17 protein-coding genes and 2 pseudogenes are annotated in these 18,697 nt (G+C 69.8%); 2 read left to right on the top strand and 17 right to left on the bottom strand.

Going from position 1 to position 18,697, the window contains the following annotated elements:
• From AC2VOR_RS14880 to AC2VOR_RS14860, 5 genes are all read right to left on the bottom strand, one after another.
• Positions 1 to 434: fatty acid desaturase family protein (locus tag AC2VOR_RS14880; protein WP_486964022.1), on the bottom strand; the 434-nt coding region annotated here is incomplete at its 3' end.
• A 95-nt stretch (positions 435 to 529) separates the two neighbouring features.
• Positions 530 to 1,675, bottom strand: a complete 1,146-nt coding sequence (locus AC2VOR_RS14875; RefSeq protein WP_369740080.1) for a ferredoxin reductase — start codon at positions 1,673 to 1,675, stop codon at positions 530 to 532.
• Positions 1,676 to 1,757: 82 nt separating this feature from the next.
• Positions 1,758 to 2,279: a DUF6912 family protein gene (locus tag AC2VOR_RS14870; protein ID WP_369740082.1), complete on the bottom strand. Its 522-nt coding sequence runs from the start codon at positions 2,277 to 2,279 to the stop codon at positions 1,758 to 1,760.
• Positions 2,276 to 3,151, bottom strand: a complete 876-nt coding sequence (gene ppk2, locus AC2VOR_RS14865; RefSeq protein ID WP_369740084.1) for a polyphosphate kinase 2 — start codon at positions 3,149 to 3,151, stop codon at positions 2,276 to 2,278. Before ppk2 ends, AC2VOR_RS14870 begins: the two co-directional genes overlap by 4 nt.
• Before the next feature lie 54 nt (positions 3,152 to 3,205).
• The gene (locus tag AC2VOR_RS14860; RefSeq protein WP_369740085.1) at positions 3,206 to 4,621 is read right to left on the bottom strand and encodes a WS/DGAT/MGAT family O-acyltransferase; all 1,416 of its coding nucleotides are present in this window, start codon (positions 4,619 to 4,621) and stop codon (positions 3,206 to 3,208) included.
• A gap of 177 nt (positions 4,622 to 4,798) precedes the next feature.
• On the opposite strand from AC2VOR_RS14860, the gene AC2VOR_RS14855 reads away from it, so the two are divergent.
• Entirely contained in the window at positions 4,799 to 5,344 is a 546-nt protein-coding gene (locus tag AC2VOR_RS14855; protein ID WP_369740087.1) for an Rv3235 family protein, read from the top strand.
• A 16-nt stretch (positions 5,345 to 5,360) separates the two neighbouring features.
• On the opposite strand, the gene AC2VOR_RS14850 is transcribed toward AC2VOR_RS14855, so the two are convergent.
• The 6 genes and pseudogenes from AC2VOR_RS14850 to AC2VOR_RS14825 all read right to left on the bottom strand — a co-directional run bounded on the left by AC2VOR_RS14850 (position 5,361) and on the right by AC2VOR_RS14825 (position 12,315).
• A complete protein-coding gene (locus tag AC2VOR_RS14850; protein WP_369740089.1) occupies positions 5,361 to 6,518 on the bottom strand; it encodes a cation:proton antiporter in 1,158 nt (385 codons plus the stop codon).
• Positions 6,519 to 6,521: 3 nt separating this feature from the next.
• A complete protein-coding gene (locus AC2VOR_RS14845) occupies positions 6,522 to 7,004 on the bottom strand; it encodes a cation:proton antiporter regulatory subunit (RefSeq protein ID WP_369740091.1) in 483 nt (160 codons plus the stop codon).
• 55 nt (positions 7,005 to 7,059) lie between these two features.
• A pseudogene (locus tag AC2VOR_RS14840) lies at positions 7,060 to 7,619 on the bottom strand (methyltransferase family protein).
• 43 nt (positions 7,620 to 7,662) lie between these two features.
• Positions 7,663 to 10,518 (bottom strand): preprotein translocase subunit SecA, encoded by a 2,856-nt coding sequence (secA, locus tag AC2VOR_RS14835; RefSeq protein ID WP_369740093.1) that lies wholly within the window; start codon positions 10,516 to 10,518, stop codon positions 7,663 to 7,665.
• A gap of 145 nt (positions 10,519 to 10,663) precedes the next feature.
• Positions 10,664 to 11,344 carry a ribosome hibernation-promoting factor, HPF/YfiA family gene (gene hpf / locus AC2VOR_RS14830; protein ID WP_369740095.1) on the bottom strand — a complete coding sequence of 227 codons (681 nt, stop codon included), beginning with the start codon at positions 11,342 to 11,344 and terminating at the stop codon, positions 10,664 to 10,666.
• A gap of 326 nt (positions 11,345 to 11,670) precedes the next feature.
• On the bottom strand, positions 11,671 to 12,315 hold the full coding sequence (locus tag AC2VOR_RS14825; RefSeq protein WP_369740097.1) for a ComF family protein: 645 nt from the start codon (positions 12,313 to 12,315) through the stop codon (positions 11,671 to 11,673).
• A gap of 134 nt (positions 12,316 to 12,449) precedes the next feature.
• On the opposite strand from AC2VOR_RS14825, the gene AC2VOR_RS14820 reads away from it, so the two are divergent.
• On the top strand, positions 12,450 to 12,605 hold the full coding sequence (locus AC2VOR_RS14820) for a chorismate mutase (protein WP_369740099.1): 156 nt from the start codon (positions 12,450 to 12,452) through the stop codon (positions 12,603 to 12,605).
• Here AC2VOR_RS14820 and AC2VOR_RS14815 read toward each other — a convergent pair.
• From AC2VOR_RS14815 to AC2VOR_RS14790, 6 genes and pseudogenes are all read right to left on the bottom strand, one after another.
• Positions 12,556 to 13,347: pseudogene (locus AC2VOR_RS14815) on the bottom strand (hypothetical protein); the annotation flags it as partial. The gene AC2VOR_RS14820 and the pseudogene AC2VOR_RS14815 sit on opposite strands and share 50 nt — an antisense overlap.
• 120 nt (positions 13,348 to 13,467) lie before the next feature.
• Complete coding sequence (gene lpqB, locus AC2VOR_RS14810; protein WP_369740101.1) at positions 13,468 to 15,225, bottom strand: MtrAB system accessory lipoprotein LpqB; 1,758 nt, start codon at positions 15,223 to 15,225, stop codon at positions 13,468 to 13,470.
• Positions 15,226 to 16,926, bottom strand: coding sequence for an MtrAB system histidine kinase MtrB (gene mtrB, locus AC2VOR_RS14805; protein ID WP_486964021.1), 1,701 nt, complete (start codon positions 16,924 to 16,926; stop codon positions 15,226 to 15,228).
• Positions 16,927 to 17,004: 78 nt separating this feature from the next.
• Complete coding sequence (gene mtrA, locus AC2VOR_RS14800; protein ID WP_369740104.1) at positions 17,005 to 17,691, bottom strand: two-component system response regulator MtrA; 687 nt, start codon at positions 17,689 to 17,691, stop codon at positions 17,005 to 17,007.
• Between the two features lie 68 nt (positions 17,692 to 17,759).
• A complete protein-coding gene (locus AC2VOR_RS14795; RefSeq protein WP_369740106.1) occupies positions 17,760 to 18,404 on the bottom strand; it encodes a dTMP kinase in 645 nt (214 codons plus the stop codon).
• A gap of 99 nt (positions 18,405 to 18,503) precedes the next feature.
• Positions 18,504 to 18,697, bottom strand: a 194-nt coding sequence (locus AC2VOR_RS14790) for an adenosylhomocysteinase (protein ID WP_486964020.1), incomplete at its 5' end; no start/stop codon positions are given.

Raw genomic sequence — 18,697 nt, 5'->3', positions numbered from 1 at the left:
CCGTAGCCGACGTCGTCGTCCATCCCGAGGATGTTGGTGAACTTGTGGTGCACGAAGTTGTGGGTGTAGCGCCAGTGCTTGGAGGACCCGCTCATGTCCCACTCCCACGTCGAGGAGTGGATCTCCGGGTCGTTCATCCAGTCCCACTGGCCATGCATGACGTTGTGGCCGATCTCCATGTTCTCGACGATCTTGGCCACGCCCAGCGTCACGGTGCCCGCCCACCAGGCCGAACGGCGCGAACTGGCCGCCAGCAGCAGCCGCCCGGCCACCTCGAGGGCGCGCTGAGCGGCGATCGTGCGGTGGATGTAGCGTGCGTCGCGCTCGCCGCGTGAGTCTTCGATGTCCCGGCGGATGGAGTCGAGCTCGACCGCCAGGCTTTCGACGTCGGCATCGGTCAGATGCGCGAATACGTCGACGTCGGTAATCGCCATCGTCAGCTCCTGTGGTTGATCGGGTGGTTGGCCGCAGTGGCCCTTCACCTACGTTATCGTAACCTACGAAGCCGTAGGTTACCTGTGAGTAGCTCTCAGATGTCGACCACACAATCGCCGGAGGCCGCCGACACGCAGGTCTGGATGCGGCTGCCGGGATCGTGCTCGCGGCCGGTTCGCAGGTCGCGCACGTGGCCGTCCACCAAGCTCACCACACACGACTGGCAGATGCCCATCCGGCAGCCGTAGGGCATCTGCACGCCGGCGCCCTCCCCCGCCTCCATCACCGACGTCGCGGCATCCGCGGCGACGGCGCGCCCGCTGCGCGCGAACGTGACCGTTCCCCCCGCCCCGGCCGGCGCCGCCTTGGCCACCGCGAACCGCTCCAGATGCAACCGGTCGCCGATGCCGGCCGCCGACCACACCTTCTCGGCCTGGGTGAGCATCCCCTCGGGGCCGCAGGCCCACGTCTGGCGTTCGCGCCAGTCCGGCACCTCCTGGTCGAGCCCGGCCAGGTCCAGCCGCCCCTGGAAGCGGGTCTCGCGCACCCGCAACCGGTAGCCCGCCCGGCCGGCGGCCAGCGCAGCCAACTCGGCACCGAACATCACCTCGGCTTCGGTGGGGGCCGAATGCAGATGTACGACATCCCCGATCTGGTTGCGGCGCACCAGCGTTCGCAACATAGACATCACCGGCGTGATCCCGGACCCGGCGGTGAGGAACAGGATCGAGCGCGGCGCCGGATCGGGCAGGACGAAGTTGCCCTGCGGGGCGGCCAGTCGCACGATGGTGCCCGGCGCGACACCGGCGACCAGATGGGTGGACAGGAATCCCTCGGGCATCGCCTTCACGGTGATCGTGACCGTGCGCGACGAGGAATGCCCGGCCGGGCTCGACGTCAGCGAATACGACCGCCAACGCCAGCGCCCGTCGACCCGCACGCCGATCCCGATGTACTGGCCCGGCTGGTAGTCGAAGCTGAAGCCCCAGCCCGGTTTGATCACCAGCGTCGCGGAATCCTCCGTTTCGCGGCGCACCTCGAGGATGCGGCCCCGCAGTTCGCGCGCGGACCACAGCGGGTTGGCCAGGCGCAGGTAGTCGTCGGGCAGCAGCGGCGTCGTGATGCGGGCCGCCATCGTCCGCAGCGCGTGCCAGGCGGGGTGCCGGTCGGCGCCCGCGACGGTCGGTCGCGTGGTCTCGACGACGTTTGCGGTGACCGGGGGGAAGTACTTCTTGCTCATCGCAGGCTCCTGTCCACGGGTCGCTCCACCAACCTACGGTACCGTAACTTACGGTCTCGTATACAGGGTGTGACGCGACCGGTCACAGCAGCTCGAGCAGGAACGGCAGCTCCTGGACGGCGTACCAGGCCAAGTCGTGGTCCTGCGCGTCCCCGACGGCCAGTTCGGCATCCTCGTCGCCGAGGTCCGCGGCGTCGATCGCCTCGATCGCCGTGACGACGTCCGGCTCGGCCTCGACGGTGTCGACGTAGGCGGCGATCACCCGGCCCATCGCGATCGGCGTACTGAGTTTGACGACGGCGTCGTCGAGATCGGGGCGGTATTCGGCCCCGGATTCGCCCACGTCGGCCTCGGCGGCCAGCACAGCGCGCCGCGGCGGCAGGTCCCCGGTCCCGGCGTCGCGCTCCGCCGCCAGCAGGCGCAGCGACGCCAGCGCCGCCTCGCGCAGCGCCACCTCGGCCAGTTCGTCGTCGTCGCCCTCGGCGTAGGCCTCGCGCAACGCCGGTGTCACCGCGAACGCGATGCCGCTGACCGGCGTCAGCTCCCCGTGCGCGACCAACTGCTGCAGCATCGCCAGCGTGGCCGGAATGTAGACGTGGGTCATCCGCCGGGCCGGTCCCCGATCAACGTTGCCGCGTAGTCCGCGACATATTTCGACAACTCGCGCGGCGGCCGCTGGTAGTTCTTGGGTTCCAGCGGGAGTTTCGGCAGCTTGATCTTGGGCCTTTCGGTGTCGTGGTATTCGATGGTGGACAGCAGATGGGCCATCATGTTGATCCGGGCGTGCTTCTTGATATCCGATTCCACGACGTACCACGGGCTGACCGGGGTGTCGGTGTGCACCATCATCTCGTCCTTGGCGCGCGAATAGTCCTCCCACCGATAGACCGACTCCAGGTCCATGGTGCTGAGTTTCCATTGCCGCACAGGGTCGTTCACGCGCGCCTTGAACCGGCGCAGCTGCTCGGCCTCGGACACCGAGAACCAGTACTTGCGCAGCAGGATCCCGTCTTCGACCAACATCTGCTCGAAGATCGGCGTCTGGCGTAGGAACAGCACATACTCCTGCGGCGTGCAGAATCCCATGACCTTCTCGATGCCGGCGCGGTTGTACCACGACCGGTCGAAGAGCACGATCTCCCCGTGGGCGGGCAGATGGGCGATGTAGCGCTGGTAGTACCACTGCCCGCGTTCCCGATCGGTCGGCACGGGCAGTGCGGCGATGCGCACCATCCGCGGGTTGAGATATTCGGTGATCCGTTTGATGGCACCGCCTTTGCCCGCCCCGTCGCGGCCCTCGAAGACGATGACCAGACGCGCCCCGGAATGGCGCACCCATTCCTGCATCTTCACGAGTTCGGTTTGCAGCCGGAATAATTCGGCCTCGTAGACGCCGTTGGAAATCTTGGGCTCGGCCGGCGCCGACTTCTTCTTCTTCGCCTTCGCATGGGTGCCGTCGCCGGTCGCGGTGCTCACAGCAACGAATGCTATCTCTCCACGATTCGGCGGCACCATCTTTCGCGCCACGCGCTAACGGGAGGCGTCCAGGAGTTCCTCGAGCGACTGGTTCAACAGGTCGGGCAGCAGGTCGACGTCGCTCATCGCGTCGCGGTCGGCGTTGATCCCGAAATACAGCATGCCGTTGTACGACGTCACGCTGATCGCGAGCGCCTGGTCGTTGAGCAACGGCGGCACCGCGTAGGCCTCCAGCAGCTTGGTGCCGGCGATGTACATCTGTGACTGCGCCCCAGGGGCGTTGGTGATCAACAGGTTGAACGTCCGCTTGGAGAAACTGGGGAAGCTGGTGGCGACGCGGACGCCCATGGCGTGCAGGGTGGGCGGCGCGAAACCCGACAGGGTGATGATGGTCCTGGCGTCGACCGCGCTGGCGGCGGTCGGGTTGGACTCGGTGGCGTGGGCGATCTGCGACAGCCGCACCACGGCGTTGGGCTCACCCACCGGGAGGTCGACCAGAAACGGCGTGACCTGGCTGATCATCTGCCCCGGTCCGGTGGCGTCGAACTGATCCTCGGCGTAGACGGACAGCGGCGCCATCGCCCGCACGGTCGCGGTCGGCGACACCGGTTCCCCGCGCGACAGCAGCCAGTTGGCCAGCGCGCCGGCCACCACGGCCAGCACCACATCGTTGATGTCGCAGTCGTAGCGCGCCCGCACGGTCCGGTAATCCTCGAGGCTGGCCCGCGCGACCGTGAACCGGCGGTTGCGGGAAACGGTCGCGTTGAGCGGGCTGCTGGGCGCCGTCCCGCGCGCCACCGCCCGCGCGAGGTGCACGACGCGGCGGCCCACGTTGCGCAGCTCGCCGTGGTTGGTCACCGCCCCGGCCACAACCGACCCGACGGCCTGCAGCTGCGTGCCCGGGCCCCCCACCCACTCGCCCAGCGCGCCCAGCAGCAGCCTGGTGTTGCCGGGGTCGCGTTCCGGAACCCAGATGTCCTCGGGGAACGGCGGCGGGCGCCGCGTCCGGTCGGCGATGACGTGGCCGAGCGACAGCGCCGTCACGCCGTTGACGAGAGCCTGATGGGACTTGGTGTAAAGGGCGAGGCGGTTGCCGGCCAGGCCCTCGACGAGGTAGGCCTCCCACAACGGCCGCGACTTGTCCAACGGCCGCGCGGCGAGCCGCCCGATCAGCTCGTGCAGTTGCTCGTCGCTGCCGGGCGAGGGCAGCGCCGAGCGGCGCACGTGGTAGGTGATGTCGAAGTCGCTGTCGTCGATCCACACGGGCCTGGCCATGCCGATGACCTGGCGGACCTTCTGGCGGTAGCGCGGCACCTGCGGCAGGCGCTGCTCGATGGTTGCCAGCAGCGACTCGTAGCTCAGCCCGGCGCGCGGCCGGCGCAGGATGTACAGCGATCCGACGTACATCGGGGTGGAGGTGTTTTCCAGCCGGAAGAACGACGCGTCCGAGGGGGACAAGCGGGTCACCATTGCCGCCCCGGCCTCCTGTCATCCGTTGCCACACCGCTGTTCCCGCCCACGGTAACCGCACAACCGGCGCACAGCACGGCGCGGGTACGCGTGAGGTCGAGTTGTGCCATGATGACCGGTGTCTGCCCCTCTCCAGCAGGCTTGCCCGCCACCATTCGGTTGACTGGAGAGTGCGCATTGTCCGTTCACCCCGTCGTGCGGCCGTCCGGCCCGGACGCGTTCGCCGTGACGCCCGTCGTCGACTACGAGCCCCCGACGCGCGACGTGCCCGGGTGCCGGCGCCCGTCGGCGGTCTCGCCGCGACGGCGCGGCACCCGCGCACCGCTGCGCCGGAACGACGGGCCACCCGGTGGCCCGCCGTCCGGCGATACGAACCTCTCACCGCGGATGCGGCAGGCGGCGGTCTTCGCCGACGCGGCGCTGCGCCAGGTCCTCGAGGTCATCGACCGCCGCCGTCCCGCCGCGCAGCTGCAGCCCGTGCTCGCGCCCGGCCTGGTCGACTCGGTGCTCGCGGTGGGCCGGGCCGGCGCCGGACGTGGCGGCGCCGCCGTGCTGCGCCGGATGCGGCTACAGCCGGCGGGGCACCGCGACCCGGAGGCGGCCGCCGAGGTCTTCGGCTCCTACAGCCGCGGCAACAGGGTCCACGCGATCGCCTGCCGCGTGGAGGCGCTGCACACCGGTGGCCGGGCCCGATGGCTGGTGGTGGCGCTGCACATCGGGTGACGGCTCACGGGTTGACTCAATGCGGTGAGGCGGGCCCCTCCGGCAGCGGGCCGCCGGTGAACCGCGCCAGCACCGGGCCCGCGATCGCCATCACGAAGACGTACGACGTCGCCAGCGCGGCCACGCCGGGGATGGTCGCGCCGATCAACCCGATGATGACCAGTGAGAACTCGCCGCGGGCGATCAGCGCGGTGCCCGCACGCAGCTGGCCGCGCCGCGCCACCCCGTCGCGGTGGGCCGCGATCATCCCGGTGAGCACCTTCGTCGCCGCGGTCACGACGGCCAGCGCCAGGGCGGCCGGGAGCATCGGCAGCAGATGCTGCGGGTCGACCGACAGGCCGATCGACAGGAAGAACGTCGCGGCGAACAGGTCGCGCAACGGTCCCAGCACCTTGCGGGCCCGGTCCGCGGTATCCCCGGTCAGCGTCAACCCCACCAGGAAGGCGCCGACGGCGGCCGATGCGTGCACCGACTCGGCGAGCGCAGCCACCATCAGGGTCACCCCCAGCACCCGCAGCAGCAGTTGCTCGGAGTCGGGGTGCGTCACCAGCCGGCCGAAGTGGTGGCCCCAGCGGTAGGACGCGGTGAACGCCGCGACCAGGGCGAGGATCGCGGCGACCATGCTCGCGATCGCCACCGGCCAGGTGCCGCCGGAGGCCAGCACCGAGAACAGCGGAAGGTAGGCCGCCATCGCGAAGTCCTCGAGCACGAGCACCGACAGCACCGCCGGCGTCTCCCGGTTACCGAGCCGGCGCAGGTCTTCCAGCAGCCGCGCGATCACCCCCGACGAGGAGATGTAGGTGACCCCGGCCAGCGACAGGATGGCCACGCCGTCCAGCCCCAGCAGCCAGCCCGCCACCGCGCCCGGTGTGGCGTTGAGGACCACGTCGGCGCCGGCCGACGGCAGGTGGTGCCGCAGGCTGCTGGCGAACTCGGTCGCGGAGAACTCCAGCCCCAGGGTCAGCAGCAGCAGGACGATGCCCAGCGAGGCGGCCGTGGTGATGAACCCGCCCGCGGCGGCCACCGGCCAGATGCCGCCGTTGCCCAGCGACAGGCCGGCCACCAGGTACAGCGGTATCGGCGACAACGCGAAACGGCGCGCCAGGGCCCCCAGCACGGACAGCACTGCCAGGAGAGCGCCGAGCTGGAACAGCAGCGCCTCCGAAACCTGCACGGCTCAGCCCTTGTCGACGATTTGCTCGACCCCGGCGATGCCTTCTGCGGTGCCGATGACGATCAGGACGTCGTGGGCGCGCAGCATCTCGGCAGGACCCGGCGAGGCGAGCACCTCCTCGTTGCGCACGATCGCGACGATCGAGGCCCCGGTGCGGGTGCGTGCGTGGGTGTCGCCCAGCGGGTGGCCGGCGAACGGGCTGCCCGCCAGGATGTGGACCTGCCCCGTCTCGAGCCCGGGTATCTCGCGGGCCAGTTCGGTGAACCGCTCGGCGATCCGCGGCGCGCCGAGGATCTGGGCCATGGCCTCGGCCTCCTCGTCGGTGAGGCAGAGCAGCGGTCGCGCCTGGTCCGGGTCCTCCCGGGCGTAGACGACGACGTCGAAATCGCCGCTGCGCCGGGCGATGATGCCGATCCTGTCACCCTTGTGGTCGGTGAACTCGTACCGCAGGCCGACGCCCGGGAGCAACACCTCGTTGACATCCATACCATCGATCGTTCCAGGTCCGACCGGCGCTGCGGTAGTCCGACCGTCCGGCCCGCTATTCGGCCGTCCGCCGGGGCGGGCGCGGTTCCAGCATCGACACGCTCCTGCGGTATTCGTGGTACTGCCGCCCCAGGGCGGCGACGAGGTCGCGCTCTTCCAACCGCACCGCGGTCAGGAGGCAACCTGTGGTGGCCCCGCCAACAGCAGGCGCCCCGCCGTCATCGTGGGCGTCAACCAGAAAGCGATGACGAAGCCCAGCATGATCGGGTGGCGCACCAGCCGGTACAGCGAACGGGCCTGAAACCCCAGTTCGGTGTGGGGCTCTGCGCGCCAGGCCAGATACACCTGCCGAAGCCCGAACAGGGCCCACAAAACCAGCCGGCCCGCCTGCGGCCGCACGTCCCAGACCACGGCCGGCATCGTGCGCCACCGCCAGTAGAGCAGCGCCAGCAGCAACGTGTCGACCAGCAACGCCCGCCCGACGGGCGCGGTGAGCCCGTGATCGACGCTGCGCGGCACGACGATGTCGCCCATGAACCCGATCGCATACTGGAAGGCCACGAGGAACATCTCGTACGCCGCGGCGCCGTAACCCAGGACCAGGTAGCGCTTCATGGACTCAGCGTCCACCGCGGCGGCGCCCCGGCAAACAGCCGGACTACCGCTTTTTCACCGATTTCGGCGGCTTGGCGCCGCGGCCCTGCTGTCGGGCGGCCGCGCGCCGCTCGCGGCGGCTGGCGCCCGCGGGCACCCCGGCGGGCGCCTTGTCCGCACCGCCGCCGCTGCGCTGCAGCTGCGCCGAACCGTCCTCCGAGGGGCCGGAATAAGTCAGCGCCGGCTGCTGCTCGTCATCGATGCCCTTGGCGTGCACCACACTTCGCGCCTCCTCGCGGGCACCGCCGGAGTCGGCCCGCTGGTCGCGCTGCTCGTCGCCGCCGCCCGAGCCCGCGCCCAGCTCGGCGAGCCCTTTCGGCGCTTCCACCGGGGCTACCTGCGGGGACGGCGCGGGCACCGCTTCCACGGCGACGTTGAACAGGAAGCCGACCGACTCCTCCTTCATGCCGTCGAGCATGGCCATGAACATGTCGTAGCCCTCGCGCTGGTACTCGACCAGCGGGTCGCGCTGCGCCATCGCCCGCAGCCCGATGCCCTCCTTGAGGTAGTCCATCTCGTAGAGGTGCTCGCGCCACTTGCGGTCGATGACGTTGAGCAGCACGTTGCGCTCCAGCTGGCGCATCGCGCCCTCGCCCGCGAGTTCCTCGAGTTCGGCTTCCCTTGCGGCGTAAGCGCGTTCGGCGTCGGCGAGCAGCTCGTCGAGCAGTTCCTCGCGGGTCAGGTCGTCACGCTCGGAGTCGGCGTCCAGGCGCATCAGCGTCGCATGGTCGATCCCGACCGGGTACAGCGTCTTCAGCGCCGTCCACAACGCCTCCAGGTCCCAGTCCTCGGCGTAACCCTCGCCCGTCGCGCCGTTGACGTAAGCGGTGACGACGTCGCGGACCATGTCGAGGGCCTGCTCCCTGAGGTTTTCGCCCTCGAGGATGCGGCGGCGCTCGGCGTAGATCACCTTGCGCTGCTGGTTCATCACTTCGTCGTACTTGAGGACGTTCTTTCTGACCTCGAAGTTCTGCTGCTCGACCTGGGTCTGCGCGCTCTTGATCGCCCGGGTGACCATCTTGGCCTCGATCGGCACGTCGTCGGGCAGGTTGAGCCGGTTGAGCATCGACTCCAGCGCCGCGCCGTTGAACCGCCGCATCAGCTCGTCACCCAGCGACAGGTAGAACCGGGACTCGCCGGGGTCGCCCTGGCGGCCGGAGCGGCCGCGCAGCTGGTTGTCGATGCGCCGGGACTCGTGCCGTTCGGTGCCCAGCACATACAGGCCGCCGGCCTCGATCACCTCGGCGGCCTCCTTTCCGGCCTCCTCCTTGACCTTGGGCAGCTCCTCGTGCCAGGCCGCCTCATACTCGTCGGGCGTCTCCACCGGGTCCAGGCCGCGCTCCCGCAGCCGCTGGTCGGTCAGGAAGTCGACGTTGCCGCCCAGCACGATGTCGGTGCCGCGACCGGCCATGTTGGTGGCGACGGTGACGCCGCCGCGGCGCCCCGCCACGGCGACGATCTGCGCCTCCTGCTCGTGGTACTTCGCGTTGAGCACGTTGTGCGGGATGCGGCGCTTGGCGAACTGGCGCGCCAGGTACTCCGAGCGCTCCACGCTGGTCGTGCCGATCAGCACCGGCTGGCCCTTCTCGTAGCGCTCGGCGACGTCGTCGACCACCGCGATGTACTTGGCTTCCTCGGTCTTGTAGATCAGGTCGGACTGGTCCGTGCGGATCATCGGCTTGTTGGTCGGGATGGGCACCACCCCGAGCTTGTAAATCTCGTGCAGCTCGGCCGCCTCGGTCTGGGCCGTGCCGGTCATGCCCGCCAGCTTGTCGTAGAGCCGGAAGTAGTTCTGCAGCGTGATGGTGGCCAGCGTCTGGTTCTCGGCCTTGATCTCGACGTGCTCCTTGGCCTCGATCGCCTGGTGCATGCCCTCGTTGTAGCGGCGGCCGTACAGCACGCGGCCGGTGAACTCGTCGACGATGAGCACCTCGCCGTCGCGGACGATGTAGTCCTTGTCGCGGTTGAACAGCTCCTTGGCCTTCAGCGCGTTGTTGAGGTAGCTGACCAGCGGCGAGTTGGCGGCCTCGTAGAGGTTGTCGATGCCCAGCTGGTCCTCGACGAACTCCACCCCCTTCTCGTGCACACCGACGGTGCGTTTGCGCAGGTCGACCTCGTAGTGCAGGTCTTTTTCCATCAGCGGCGCCAGGCGGGCGAACTCGAGGTACCAGTTGGAGGCGCCGTCGGCCGGCCCGGAGATGATCAGCGGGGTGCGGGCCTCGTCGATCAGGATGGAGTCGACCTCGTCGACGATGGCGAAGTTGTGGCCGCGCTGGACGCAGTCGTCCAGCGAATGGGCCATGTTGTCGCGCAGGTAGTCGAAGCCGAACTCGTTGTTGGTGCCGTAGGTGATGTCGGCGTGGTAGGCGACCCGGCGCTCGTCGGGGGTCATCTGGGCCAGGATCACCCCGACGTCCAGGCCCAGGAAACGGTGCACGCGGCCCATCCACTCGCTGTCGCGTTTGGCCAGGTAGTCGTTGACCGTGACGATGTGCACGCCCTTGCCGCCGATGCCGTTGAGGTAGGCCGGCAGCACCGAGGTCAGGGTCTTGCCCTCACCTGTCTTCATCTCGGCGACGTTGCCGAAGTGCAGCGCCGCCGCCCCCATCAACTGCACCTCGAAGGGGCGCTGGTCGAGCACGCGCCACGCGGCCTCGCGCGCCACCGCGAAGGCCTCGGGCAGCAGGTCGTCGAGGCTCTCCCCGTCGGCGTGCCGCTTCTTGAACTCCTCGGTCTTGGCCCTCAGCTCGGCGTCGGTGAGCTTCTCGATGTCCTCGGACAGGGTGTCGACATAGTCGGCGATCCTTTTGAGGCGCTTGACCATGCGACCTTCACCAAGGCGCAGCAACTTCGACAGCACAGCTATGTCCCCTGTGGGTTGGAGTCTTCCTGGTCTCTAAGACGCATGTCTATGAGACGCCGTCCATCCTAGGTGACACGCGGCGGCGGCCGCCCGAGCCGGATCGGGCGAGCCCGATCGGCCCGATCCGGCTCGCCTGATCCGGTCAGCTCAGTCTGATGAGGCCGTAGTCGTAGGCGTGCCGGCGGTAGACGACGCACGGCCGTTCGCTCTGCTTGTCGTGGAACAGGAAGAAGTCGTGCCCGACCAGCTCCATCTCGTACAGCGCGTCGTCGACCGTCATCGGCGTGGCCGGGTGCTCCTTGGTCCGCACGATCCGGCCCGGCTCGTGGTCGCCGGGCTGGTCGGGGGCGGCGCCGTTGCGCCCGAACGGCGGCTCCTGAGGCGCGCCGTTCAGCCGCTCGGGCGCGACCGCGGTGGCCGCGGCCAGCGAAACGGGGGTCTTGTCGCCGTAGTGGACCTTGCGCCGGTCCTTGGCGCGCCGCAAGCGGTTCTCCAGCTTGGCGACCGCGGACTCGAACGCGGAGTAGAAGCTGTCGGCGCAGGCCTCGGCCCGGCTGACCGGTCCGCGGCCCCGGGCGGTGATCTCCACGCGTTGACAGGACTTGCGCTGACGGCGGTTGGGCTCGTGTTTGAGTTCGACGTCGAAGAGGTAGATGGAGCGGTCGAACCGCTCGAGGCGGGCGAGTTTCTGGGAGACGTATACGCGGTAGTGGTCGGGAATTTCGACGTTGCGGCCCTTGAACACGACTTCGGCGCTGGCGGCCGGTTCGGCCTGGCCGTCGGTCTCCGCCGGCGGCTCGGCGAGCATCTGACTGGAATCCATGGAGAGCCTTGACATGCGTGACAATTCGTTCCCTTTCCACGTCGCACGCGCGCTGCGTGCCCTGCTTACTTAGAGGCGCGCCGACGGGGTGAGAGCGGTTCCGAATGGTTCACGCGCAGGCTGCCCGCCGGTGCAAGGTGCCGAATACTCACCCCCTTCGCCAGTGGGGTCGCAACCTGGGACGTACGACCAGTGCGGCATGACCGTTAGGTCATTGCATGTTGTCCTCGACGTTAGCTCGTGTTCGCCTTGGGACGCCACTGATTTCGCCGACCCGTTGCGGGTTCTTCACAACCTCTTGGCACGCGCACGGTCTGACTCCGGTTTCACGCCGCCGCGATCGCGAGGACCGCGGTGACCCGCACCCCCGCGGCGTGCAGGGTCCGCACCGACTCGCGGGCCGTCGCGCCGGTGGTGACGACGTCGTCGACCACCATCACCTCGGTTCCCGGTCGCCCGGCGAGCGCGCCGCCGCGCAGCAGCACCCGCCCGGCGATGTTGCGCTCGCGGGCCGCGGTGCCCAGGCCCGCCGAGTCGCGGGCCAGCGCCCTGATCCGCAGGGCCTGCGCGACCGTGACGTCGGGGTGCCCCGCCACGGCGGCCCTGGCCAGGCGGGTGACCGGATCGCCGCCGCGGCGGCGGGCCGCCGAGCGCCGCGTGGGCGCGGGCACGATCGTCAGCGGGGTCTCGACGATCCCCCAGGCCAGCAGCCGGTGCACGCCGAGCGCCAGGGCGCGCGCCAGCGGCGCGACGAGGTCGCCGCGGCCGCGCTCCTTGACCGCGAGGATCGCCTGACGGCGGGCACCGGCGTAGCGGCCCAGCGCGAACACCGGCACCTGGGGGTCGACGCGCGGGGTGACGACGTGGGGCTGGTCGGCGGCCACCGACAGCTCGCGGCCGCAGGCGTCACACCAGCGGGTCGCCGGCGCCCCGCAACCGCCGCACTCCAGCGGCAGGATGAGGTCGAGCACACGCGCAGTGTCGCGCACGGGACCGACAAGCCCCCCGCTTCGCGCCGAGATCGACGTCTTGCAGGCGATCACTCGCACTTTCGCGGGCAAACGTCGACTTCGGTGGCTCGCCTGGCTCATGTACGGTCGCGGACGTGTCGCTCGCTGAGGTCCGCTCCCAGATCGATCAGATCGACGAGCACATCGTCAGGCTCTTGGCCACGCGCCAAAAGCTGGTCAAAGAGGCCGCGCTTTACAAAACCGGATATCGTTGGCGATCTTGTGGATCTCGTCTTCGTCTTCGTCGGTGAGAATTTCCCAGACTTCTTTGATACCCGTCATGGGGTCACAGATGCGGGACAACAGATCGAGGATCGCCGCATGAACCCGGTCGATCTTGTCGGCGTAATCATTCAGCTGAGCCGCGATCGAACTGTTGCAAAACACTGGCGGCGCTGCGGTGAGCGTCCGTGAACGCCGCTGCAATCGCCGGTCCTTCCGGCATCTGCTGGGCTTCAACGATGCCCATGGGCCCTGCCGCGCCTATTATCTCGCTGACCTCGAAATTCGTTCCGGCGCTGATCCAGGCCGCCGCTGCGGTAGTTTCGCTGAATCACCGCTCGGCCAGATCATCCCGATATACGGAGCCACCCAGCCCCACCCCGCCGGGGCGCCGGTGCCGGTTCCGGCCGCCGACGGCGTTGAACCCCTCGCCACGGACCCGGTAGGCCTGGGTACCCGCAGCGGCTCCCCGCGCCCGGATACGTCTGGCATCGCCTCGGCCATCGAGTAGTTGTGCGCGGACATCCGCACACCGTCGCCGATGCTGCATAACCCGTTCCGGGTTACGGCCATCGCCTCCAACACCTTCGCCGCCGAATTGTCGTAGCCGCGCCCGAATGCGGTGGCAGCCGGATCGCTGCGCGCCGTTCCCTCGCATCCGGAAAGCACCCCGGCAAGACCGGATGTCACCGACCACAAACCCTCACCCACCGAGACCACCGCAGAACCGGCACCATCCAGCGCGGCGGGATCAACTCCCAGCGGTGCCATCAGGGCACCGCGCCCAACTTGTTCCGCAATGCCTCACCACCCTCGCCAGCGCTCGCGCGAGACGGCTGCCGCCATCGGCTCAACGCGGAGAACGTAGCCGCCAGCAGCCACCACGACAACTCAGCCCGGCAACACCGGGGCCGCCCCGACGGTCGTCAACCCGGGAACCTCCGACCAGCGTGGTTGGCCTTCGCCGGCCGACGCCGAGTACTGCAGCACCCCCTGGGGACCGGCGACGTACACCGTCGACGGGTTGGCCGCGACCGTCGTCACCGGAAGCGCCAAGCCGCGCGCGGGCGCGTCGGAGTTCACCCCGTCGAGGTTCACGTAGGAGACCGGGTGCGTGGCGTCGGTGCGGGTGACCACGATGTCGTCGCCGGTCCGCCAGGACAGCGAGACCACCGAGTTGCCCAGCCCGAAGCCGAGCCGCCGCGGGTAGGTGAGGGCGTACTGGCCTGCCTGCGTCTGCTCGACGCCGGCCAGGATCACCTGCCCGCCGATCACCATCGCGGCGCGGGTGCTGTCCCGAGACAGCTGCAGGTCGGTGATCGGTCCCGGGAAATGGCTGGCGACGGCCGCGGAATCGACCGGGATGCGCGCGGGCTGTCCGGAGGCGGGCTCCTGGATGGCCCGCAGCACGTTGTTGCCGTCCACGACCACCCAGACCGCGTCGTCCAGCGACCAGCTGGGCCGCGACAGGGTGTGCCCGTCGGCGGATTGGACCGCCTCGGCGCCGAGGTCCCCGATCCACAGCGACGCCTCCTGGTCCGGGGCGCCGCGGCGCAGCGTCACCACGGAGGCAACCTGGCGGCCGTTGCGGGACAGCGCGGCCCCGGTCTGGTCCGGCATCCGCCCGAAGGCCCCGGGCACCGTCGTCGTGTGCTGGCCGTCCAGGCCCACCAGCGCGCCGTTGACCAGCGCGTGTAACCCGGCCCCGGCGCCGTCGGCCACGCCCGGGTCGGTGGCGGCGACGTCGGAGGTGGTCCACCCCTCGGCGAACCTGTCGTCCAGCGGTGCGCCGTCGGCATTGATCACGTACGGCCCGCGGATGTCGGCGCGGGCCAGCGTCCAGATGATCTGGGCGGCCAGCAGTTGCCTGCTGTGCGGATCGGTGGTGGACAGCTTCTCCAGGTCGATGCGTGCACCGCCGTAACCGCGGCCGATCCCGTTCTTGCCGCCGTCGGCGCGGGTGACCGGCCCGCGCAGCCGCAGCGGCGGGGCGAGCAGGTTGCGGACGGTGTGGGCCATCTCGGGGCGCGGCCCGGCGATCAGCTTGGAGATCAGCTCGGTGGCCAGCTGGTCGTGGTCGGGCACCGCGACGTAGCGCGGGTCGGGCACCACCGTCTTGCCGGTCGGATCGGCGAAGTAGAGCGTGTTGCGCTTGTAGGTCGCCTGGAACTGCTGCCAGTCCAGGAACACGCCGTTGGGCAGCCGGTCGATACGCCAGCCGCCCGACGTCTTGACCAGCTCGATCGGCCCCGGGTCGGGCAGCACGCCCTCGGCGGTCTCGAACACCCCCATGTCGGACAACGAACCCAGGATGTCGGCCCGCATCGTCGCCGAGACACGGTCGGCTGCACGCGTTTCCACGAAAACGACATGGTCGATCAGCAACGCGCTGCCGGCGTCGTCCCACGCGTTGGACGCGGACTGGGTGAGGAACTGGCGGGCGGCCAGGTGCCGGTTCGCCGGGTCCGCCGTGGCCTTGAGGAACTCCCGCAGCAGCACGTCGGGGTCCATGCCCGGCGTCGGCTTGGGCAGGTTGGACGGCGCGGGCCGCTCGACGGTGCCGATGGCCTGCGGCGCCGACGTGTTGGGCACCCCCGCGCAGCCGCCGAGCAGGACCGCCGCGAACAGCAGGGAGAGCAGGCGCCGCATCTACCCGCTCCTCTCGGCGGGCTCGCGCTGGCGCTGGCGGTCCTTGCGGTGTTGCGGGCCGGTGTCGGCGGCCTGCGGAATCGGCTGCGAATTCGCTTGCGGGACAGGCTTCATGGGCAGTGGGCTGGTGGTCACCTTGTGGCCGCGCACCAGCGGCAGCGTCAGCCGGAAGCAGGAGCCCTCGCCGGGCTCGCCCCAGGCCTCCAGCCGGCCCTGGTGCAGGCGCGCGTCCTCGATGCTGATCGCCAGGCCCAGCCCGGTGCCTCCGGAGCGCCGCACCCGCGACGGGTCGGCGCGCCAGAACCGGCTGAACACCAGCTTCTCCTCGCCGGGGCGCAGCCCGACCCCGTGGTCGCGCACGGTGACGGCGACGGTGTCCTCGTCGGCGCCCATCCGGATCTCCACCGGCTTGTGCTCGGCGTGGTCGATGGCGTTGGCGATCAGGTTGCGCAGGATGCGCTCCACCCGCCGGGTGTCCACCTCGGCGATCACCTCGTGGGCGGGCAGGTCCACCTGCAGCTCGACGCCGGCGTCCTCGGCCAGGTGCCCCACGTTGCTCAGCGCGCTGCGCACGGTGGCGCGCAGATCCACCGCCTCCACGGACAGCTCGGCTACACCGGCGTCGTGCCGGGAGATCTCCAGCAGGTCGTTGAGCAGCGTCTCGAACCGGTCCAGCTCGCTGACCATCAGCTCGGTGGAACGCGCCAGCGTGGGGTCGAGATCGGCGCTGTGGTCGTAGATCAGGTCGGCGGCCATGCGCACCGTGGTCAGCGGGGTGCGCAGTTCGTGGCTGACGTCGGAGGTGAACCGGCGCTGCAGGTTGCCGAACTCCTCGAGCTGGGTGATCTGCCGCGACAAGCTCTCGGCCATGTCGTTGAACGACATCGCCAGCCGCGCCATGTCGTCCTCGCCGCGCACCGGCATCCGCTCGGACAGGTGACCCTCGGCGAACCGCTCGGCGATCCGCGACGCCGACCGCACCGGCACCACCACCTGGCGGGACACCAGCAGGGCGATCCCGGCGAGCAGCACCAGCAGCACCGCACCCCCGGTGATCATCGTGCCGCGCACCAGCGTGATCGTGGCCTGCTCGTTCTTCAGCGGGAAGATCAGGTAGAGCTCCAGGTTGGCCACCTGCGATGACGCCGGCGAGCCGATAACCAGCGCGGGCCCCGAGAAGCCGTCGGTGTGCACGGTGGCGTACTGATAGGCCGCCTGCCCCGCCTTGACGAAACCCCGCAGCGCGTTGGGCACCTGGTCGACGGGTCCGGCCGTGGTGGCGGCGCGGGGGCCGTCGCCCGGCACCATGAGCACCGCGTCGAACGCGCCGGCCAGCCCTGCGCCCGAGGCCGGGTCGGTCTTGGAGGTCAGCGTGTTGCGGGCCAGCTGCAGGCTGCTGTCCAGCGAGCGCGTCTCCTCGCCGCTGACGATGCCGCCGACCGTCGTACGCGCCCGCTCGATCTGCTCGATGCCGGCTCGGACCTTAACGTCGAGCACGCGATTGGTGAGCTGGCTGGTCAGCACGAAGCCGAGCGCCAGGATCACTCCGAGCGACAGCCCTAGAGTCAACGCCACCACGCGCAGCTGCAGCGATCGGCGCCAGGCGACGGCCACGGCGCGACTGACCGCGCCCATGCCGCGAGGCAGGGGACCCGAGCGGCCCCAGCGACTACGAGTGCGTCGGCGTGAGCCGAAGATCACCGGCGCCGCTCCTCAGCATCGCTTCGCTCTGCATCGTCACCGACGCGGATCACCGGCGCCGCTCCTCAGCATCGCGGATCACGGGGGTCCGGCCTTGTACCCCACTCCTCGAACGGTCAACACCACGGTCGGGTTCTCAGGGTCCTTCTCGACCTTGGCCCGCAGGCGCTGGACGTGCACGTTAACCAGGCGGGTGTCCGCCGGGTGCCGGTATCCCCACACCTGTTCGAGCAGCACATCACGAGTAAACACCTGACGCGGTTTACGTGCCAGCGCGACCAGCAGGTCGAACTCCAGCGGGGTCAGGGAGATCTGCTCGCCGTTGCGGGTGACCTTGTGCGCCGGCACGTCGATCTCGACGTCGGCGATAGACAGCATCTCGGCCGGCTCGTCGTCGTTGCGGCGCAACCGGGCGCGCACCCGCGCGACCAGCTCCTTGGGCTTGAAGGGCTTCATGATGTAGTCGTCGGCGCCGGACTCCAGGCCCAGCACCACGTCCACGGTGTCGGTCTTGGCGGTCAGCATCACGATGGGGATGCCGGAGTCGGCGCGCAGCACCCGGCACACGTCGATGCCGTTCATGCCGGGCAGCATCAGGTCCAGCAGCACCAGGTCGGGCCGCAGCTCGCGCACCGCGGTCAGGGCCTGGGTACCGTCGCCGATGACCGCGGTGTCGAAGCCCTCCCCGCGCAGCACGATGGTGAGCATCTCGGCCAGCGAAGCGTCGTCATCGACGACGAGAATCCTTTGCCTCATGGTCTCCATGGTGTCACCAGATCGGGACAAATTACGGGCGCCACACCAGCGTTTCTTGCGCTAGGCGGCCAAAACCGTCAATTTCCGGCCTGCGGAGCCCTCAGCGTCGCCGCCAGACGGGCCGGATCGACGTCCGCCTCGACCACCTGCCAGCACCCACCCCAGCCCGCGGCGGCCAGCCCGGCATACACCGCGCCGGTGCGCTGCTGCAGCCCGTCGTCGCGCTCGTAGGCATCGCGCTGCCGGCCCGGCTCGACGGCGGCCCGGTGGCGCGCCCGCCGCCCGGCGAGTTCGGCGGACACCGCGAGCAGCACCTGCCAGTCCGGCGCGGGCAACCCCAGCCGGCCATATTCGAGCCGGTGCACCCACGCGACCGCCTCCCCCGCGGCGTCCTGGTGCAGCCGCGCGGCGCTGTAGGCCGCGTTGGAGGCGACGTAGCGATCCAGGATCACCACGTCGTGATCGCGGCCCAGGTGCTCGATCTCGCCGACGGCCCCCGCGCGGTCGAGCGCGAACAGCGTCGCCATCGCGTAGACCGACGACGCGAGGTCGCCGTGCTCGCCGTGCAACGCCTCCGCGGCGAGGTCCGCGGTCACCGATCGCCCGTAGCGCGGGAAGTCCAGCGTGGCCACCGACCAGCCGGCGGCCTCGAACGCCTTGCGCAGCCCGTCGGTCAGCGTCCGCTTGCCGGCGCCGTCGACCCCTTCGATCGCGATCAGCACGCCGCGAGCCCAGCTACGCCATCGCGCGAGCGTGCGCAGTTGTACGTGCGTTACGGCGTGCCGCCGTACAAACACGCACGCTCGCGGTCATATCGGGGCTCAGTACCGGTAGTGGTCCGGCTTGTAGGGGCCCTCGACGTCGATGCCGAGGTACTCGGCCTGCTCCTTGGTCAGCTTGGTCAGCTGGCCGCCGAGCGCCTCGACGTGGATGCGGGCCACCTTCTCGTCGAGGTGCTTGGGCAGCCGGTACACCTCGTTGTCGTACTCGTCGTTCTTCGTCCACAGCTCGATCT

This window comes from Mycobacterium sp. TH-M103 (genome assembly GCF_057473785.1).
The sequence above is the reverse complement of the archived record's forward strand: the minus strand, read 5'-3'. Positions and strand labels throughout refer to the sequence as shown.

What these genes read in the sequence shown, in the direction of transcription:
- AC2VOR_RS14875 (WP_369740080.1), bottom strand. Translation starts at nt 1,675, where the DNA reads ATGAGCAAGAAGTACTTCCCCCCGGTCACCGCAAACGTCGTCGAGACC.
- AC2VOR_RS14870 (WP_369740082.1), bottom strand. Translation starts at nt 2,279, where the DNA reads ATGACCCACGTCTACATTCCGGCCACGCTGGCGATGCTGCAGCAGTTG.
- AC2VOR_RS14860 (WP_369740085.1), bottom strand. Translation starts at nt 4,621, where the DNA reads ATGGTGACCCGCTTGTCCCCCTCGGACGCGTCGTTCTTCCGGCTGGAA.
- AC2VOR_RS14845 (WP_369740091.1), bottom strand. Translation starts at nt 7,004, where the DNA reads ATGGATGTCAACGAGGTGTTGCTCCCGGGCGTCGGCCTGCGGTACGAG.
- hpf (WP_369740095.1), bottom strand. Translation starts at nt 11,344, where the DNA reads ATGGATTCCAGTCAGATGCTCGCCGAGCCGCCGGCGGAGACCGACGGC.
- lpqB (WP_369740101.1), bottom strand. Translation starts at nt 15,225, where the DNA reads ATGCGGCGCCTGCTCTCCCTGCTGTTCGCGGCGGTCCTGCTCGGCGGC.
- mtrA (WP_369740104.1), bottom strand. Translation starts at nt 17,691, where the DNA reads ATGGAGACCATGAGGCAAAGGATTCTCGTCGTCGATGACGACGCTTCG.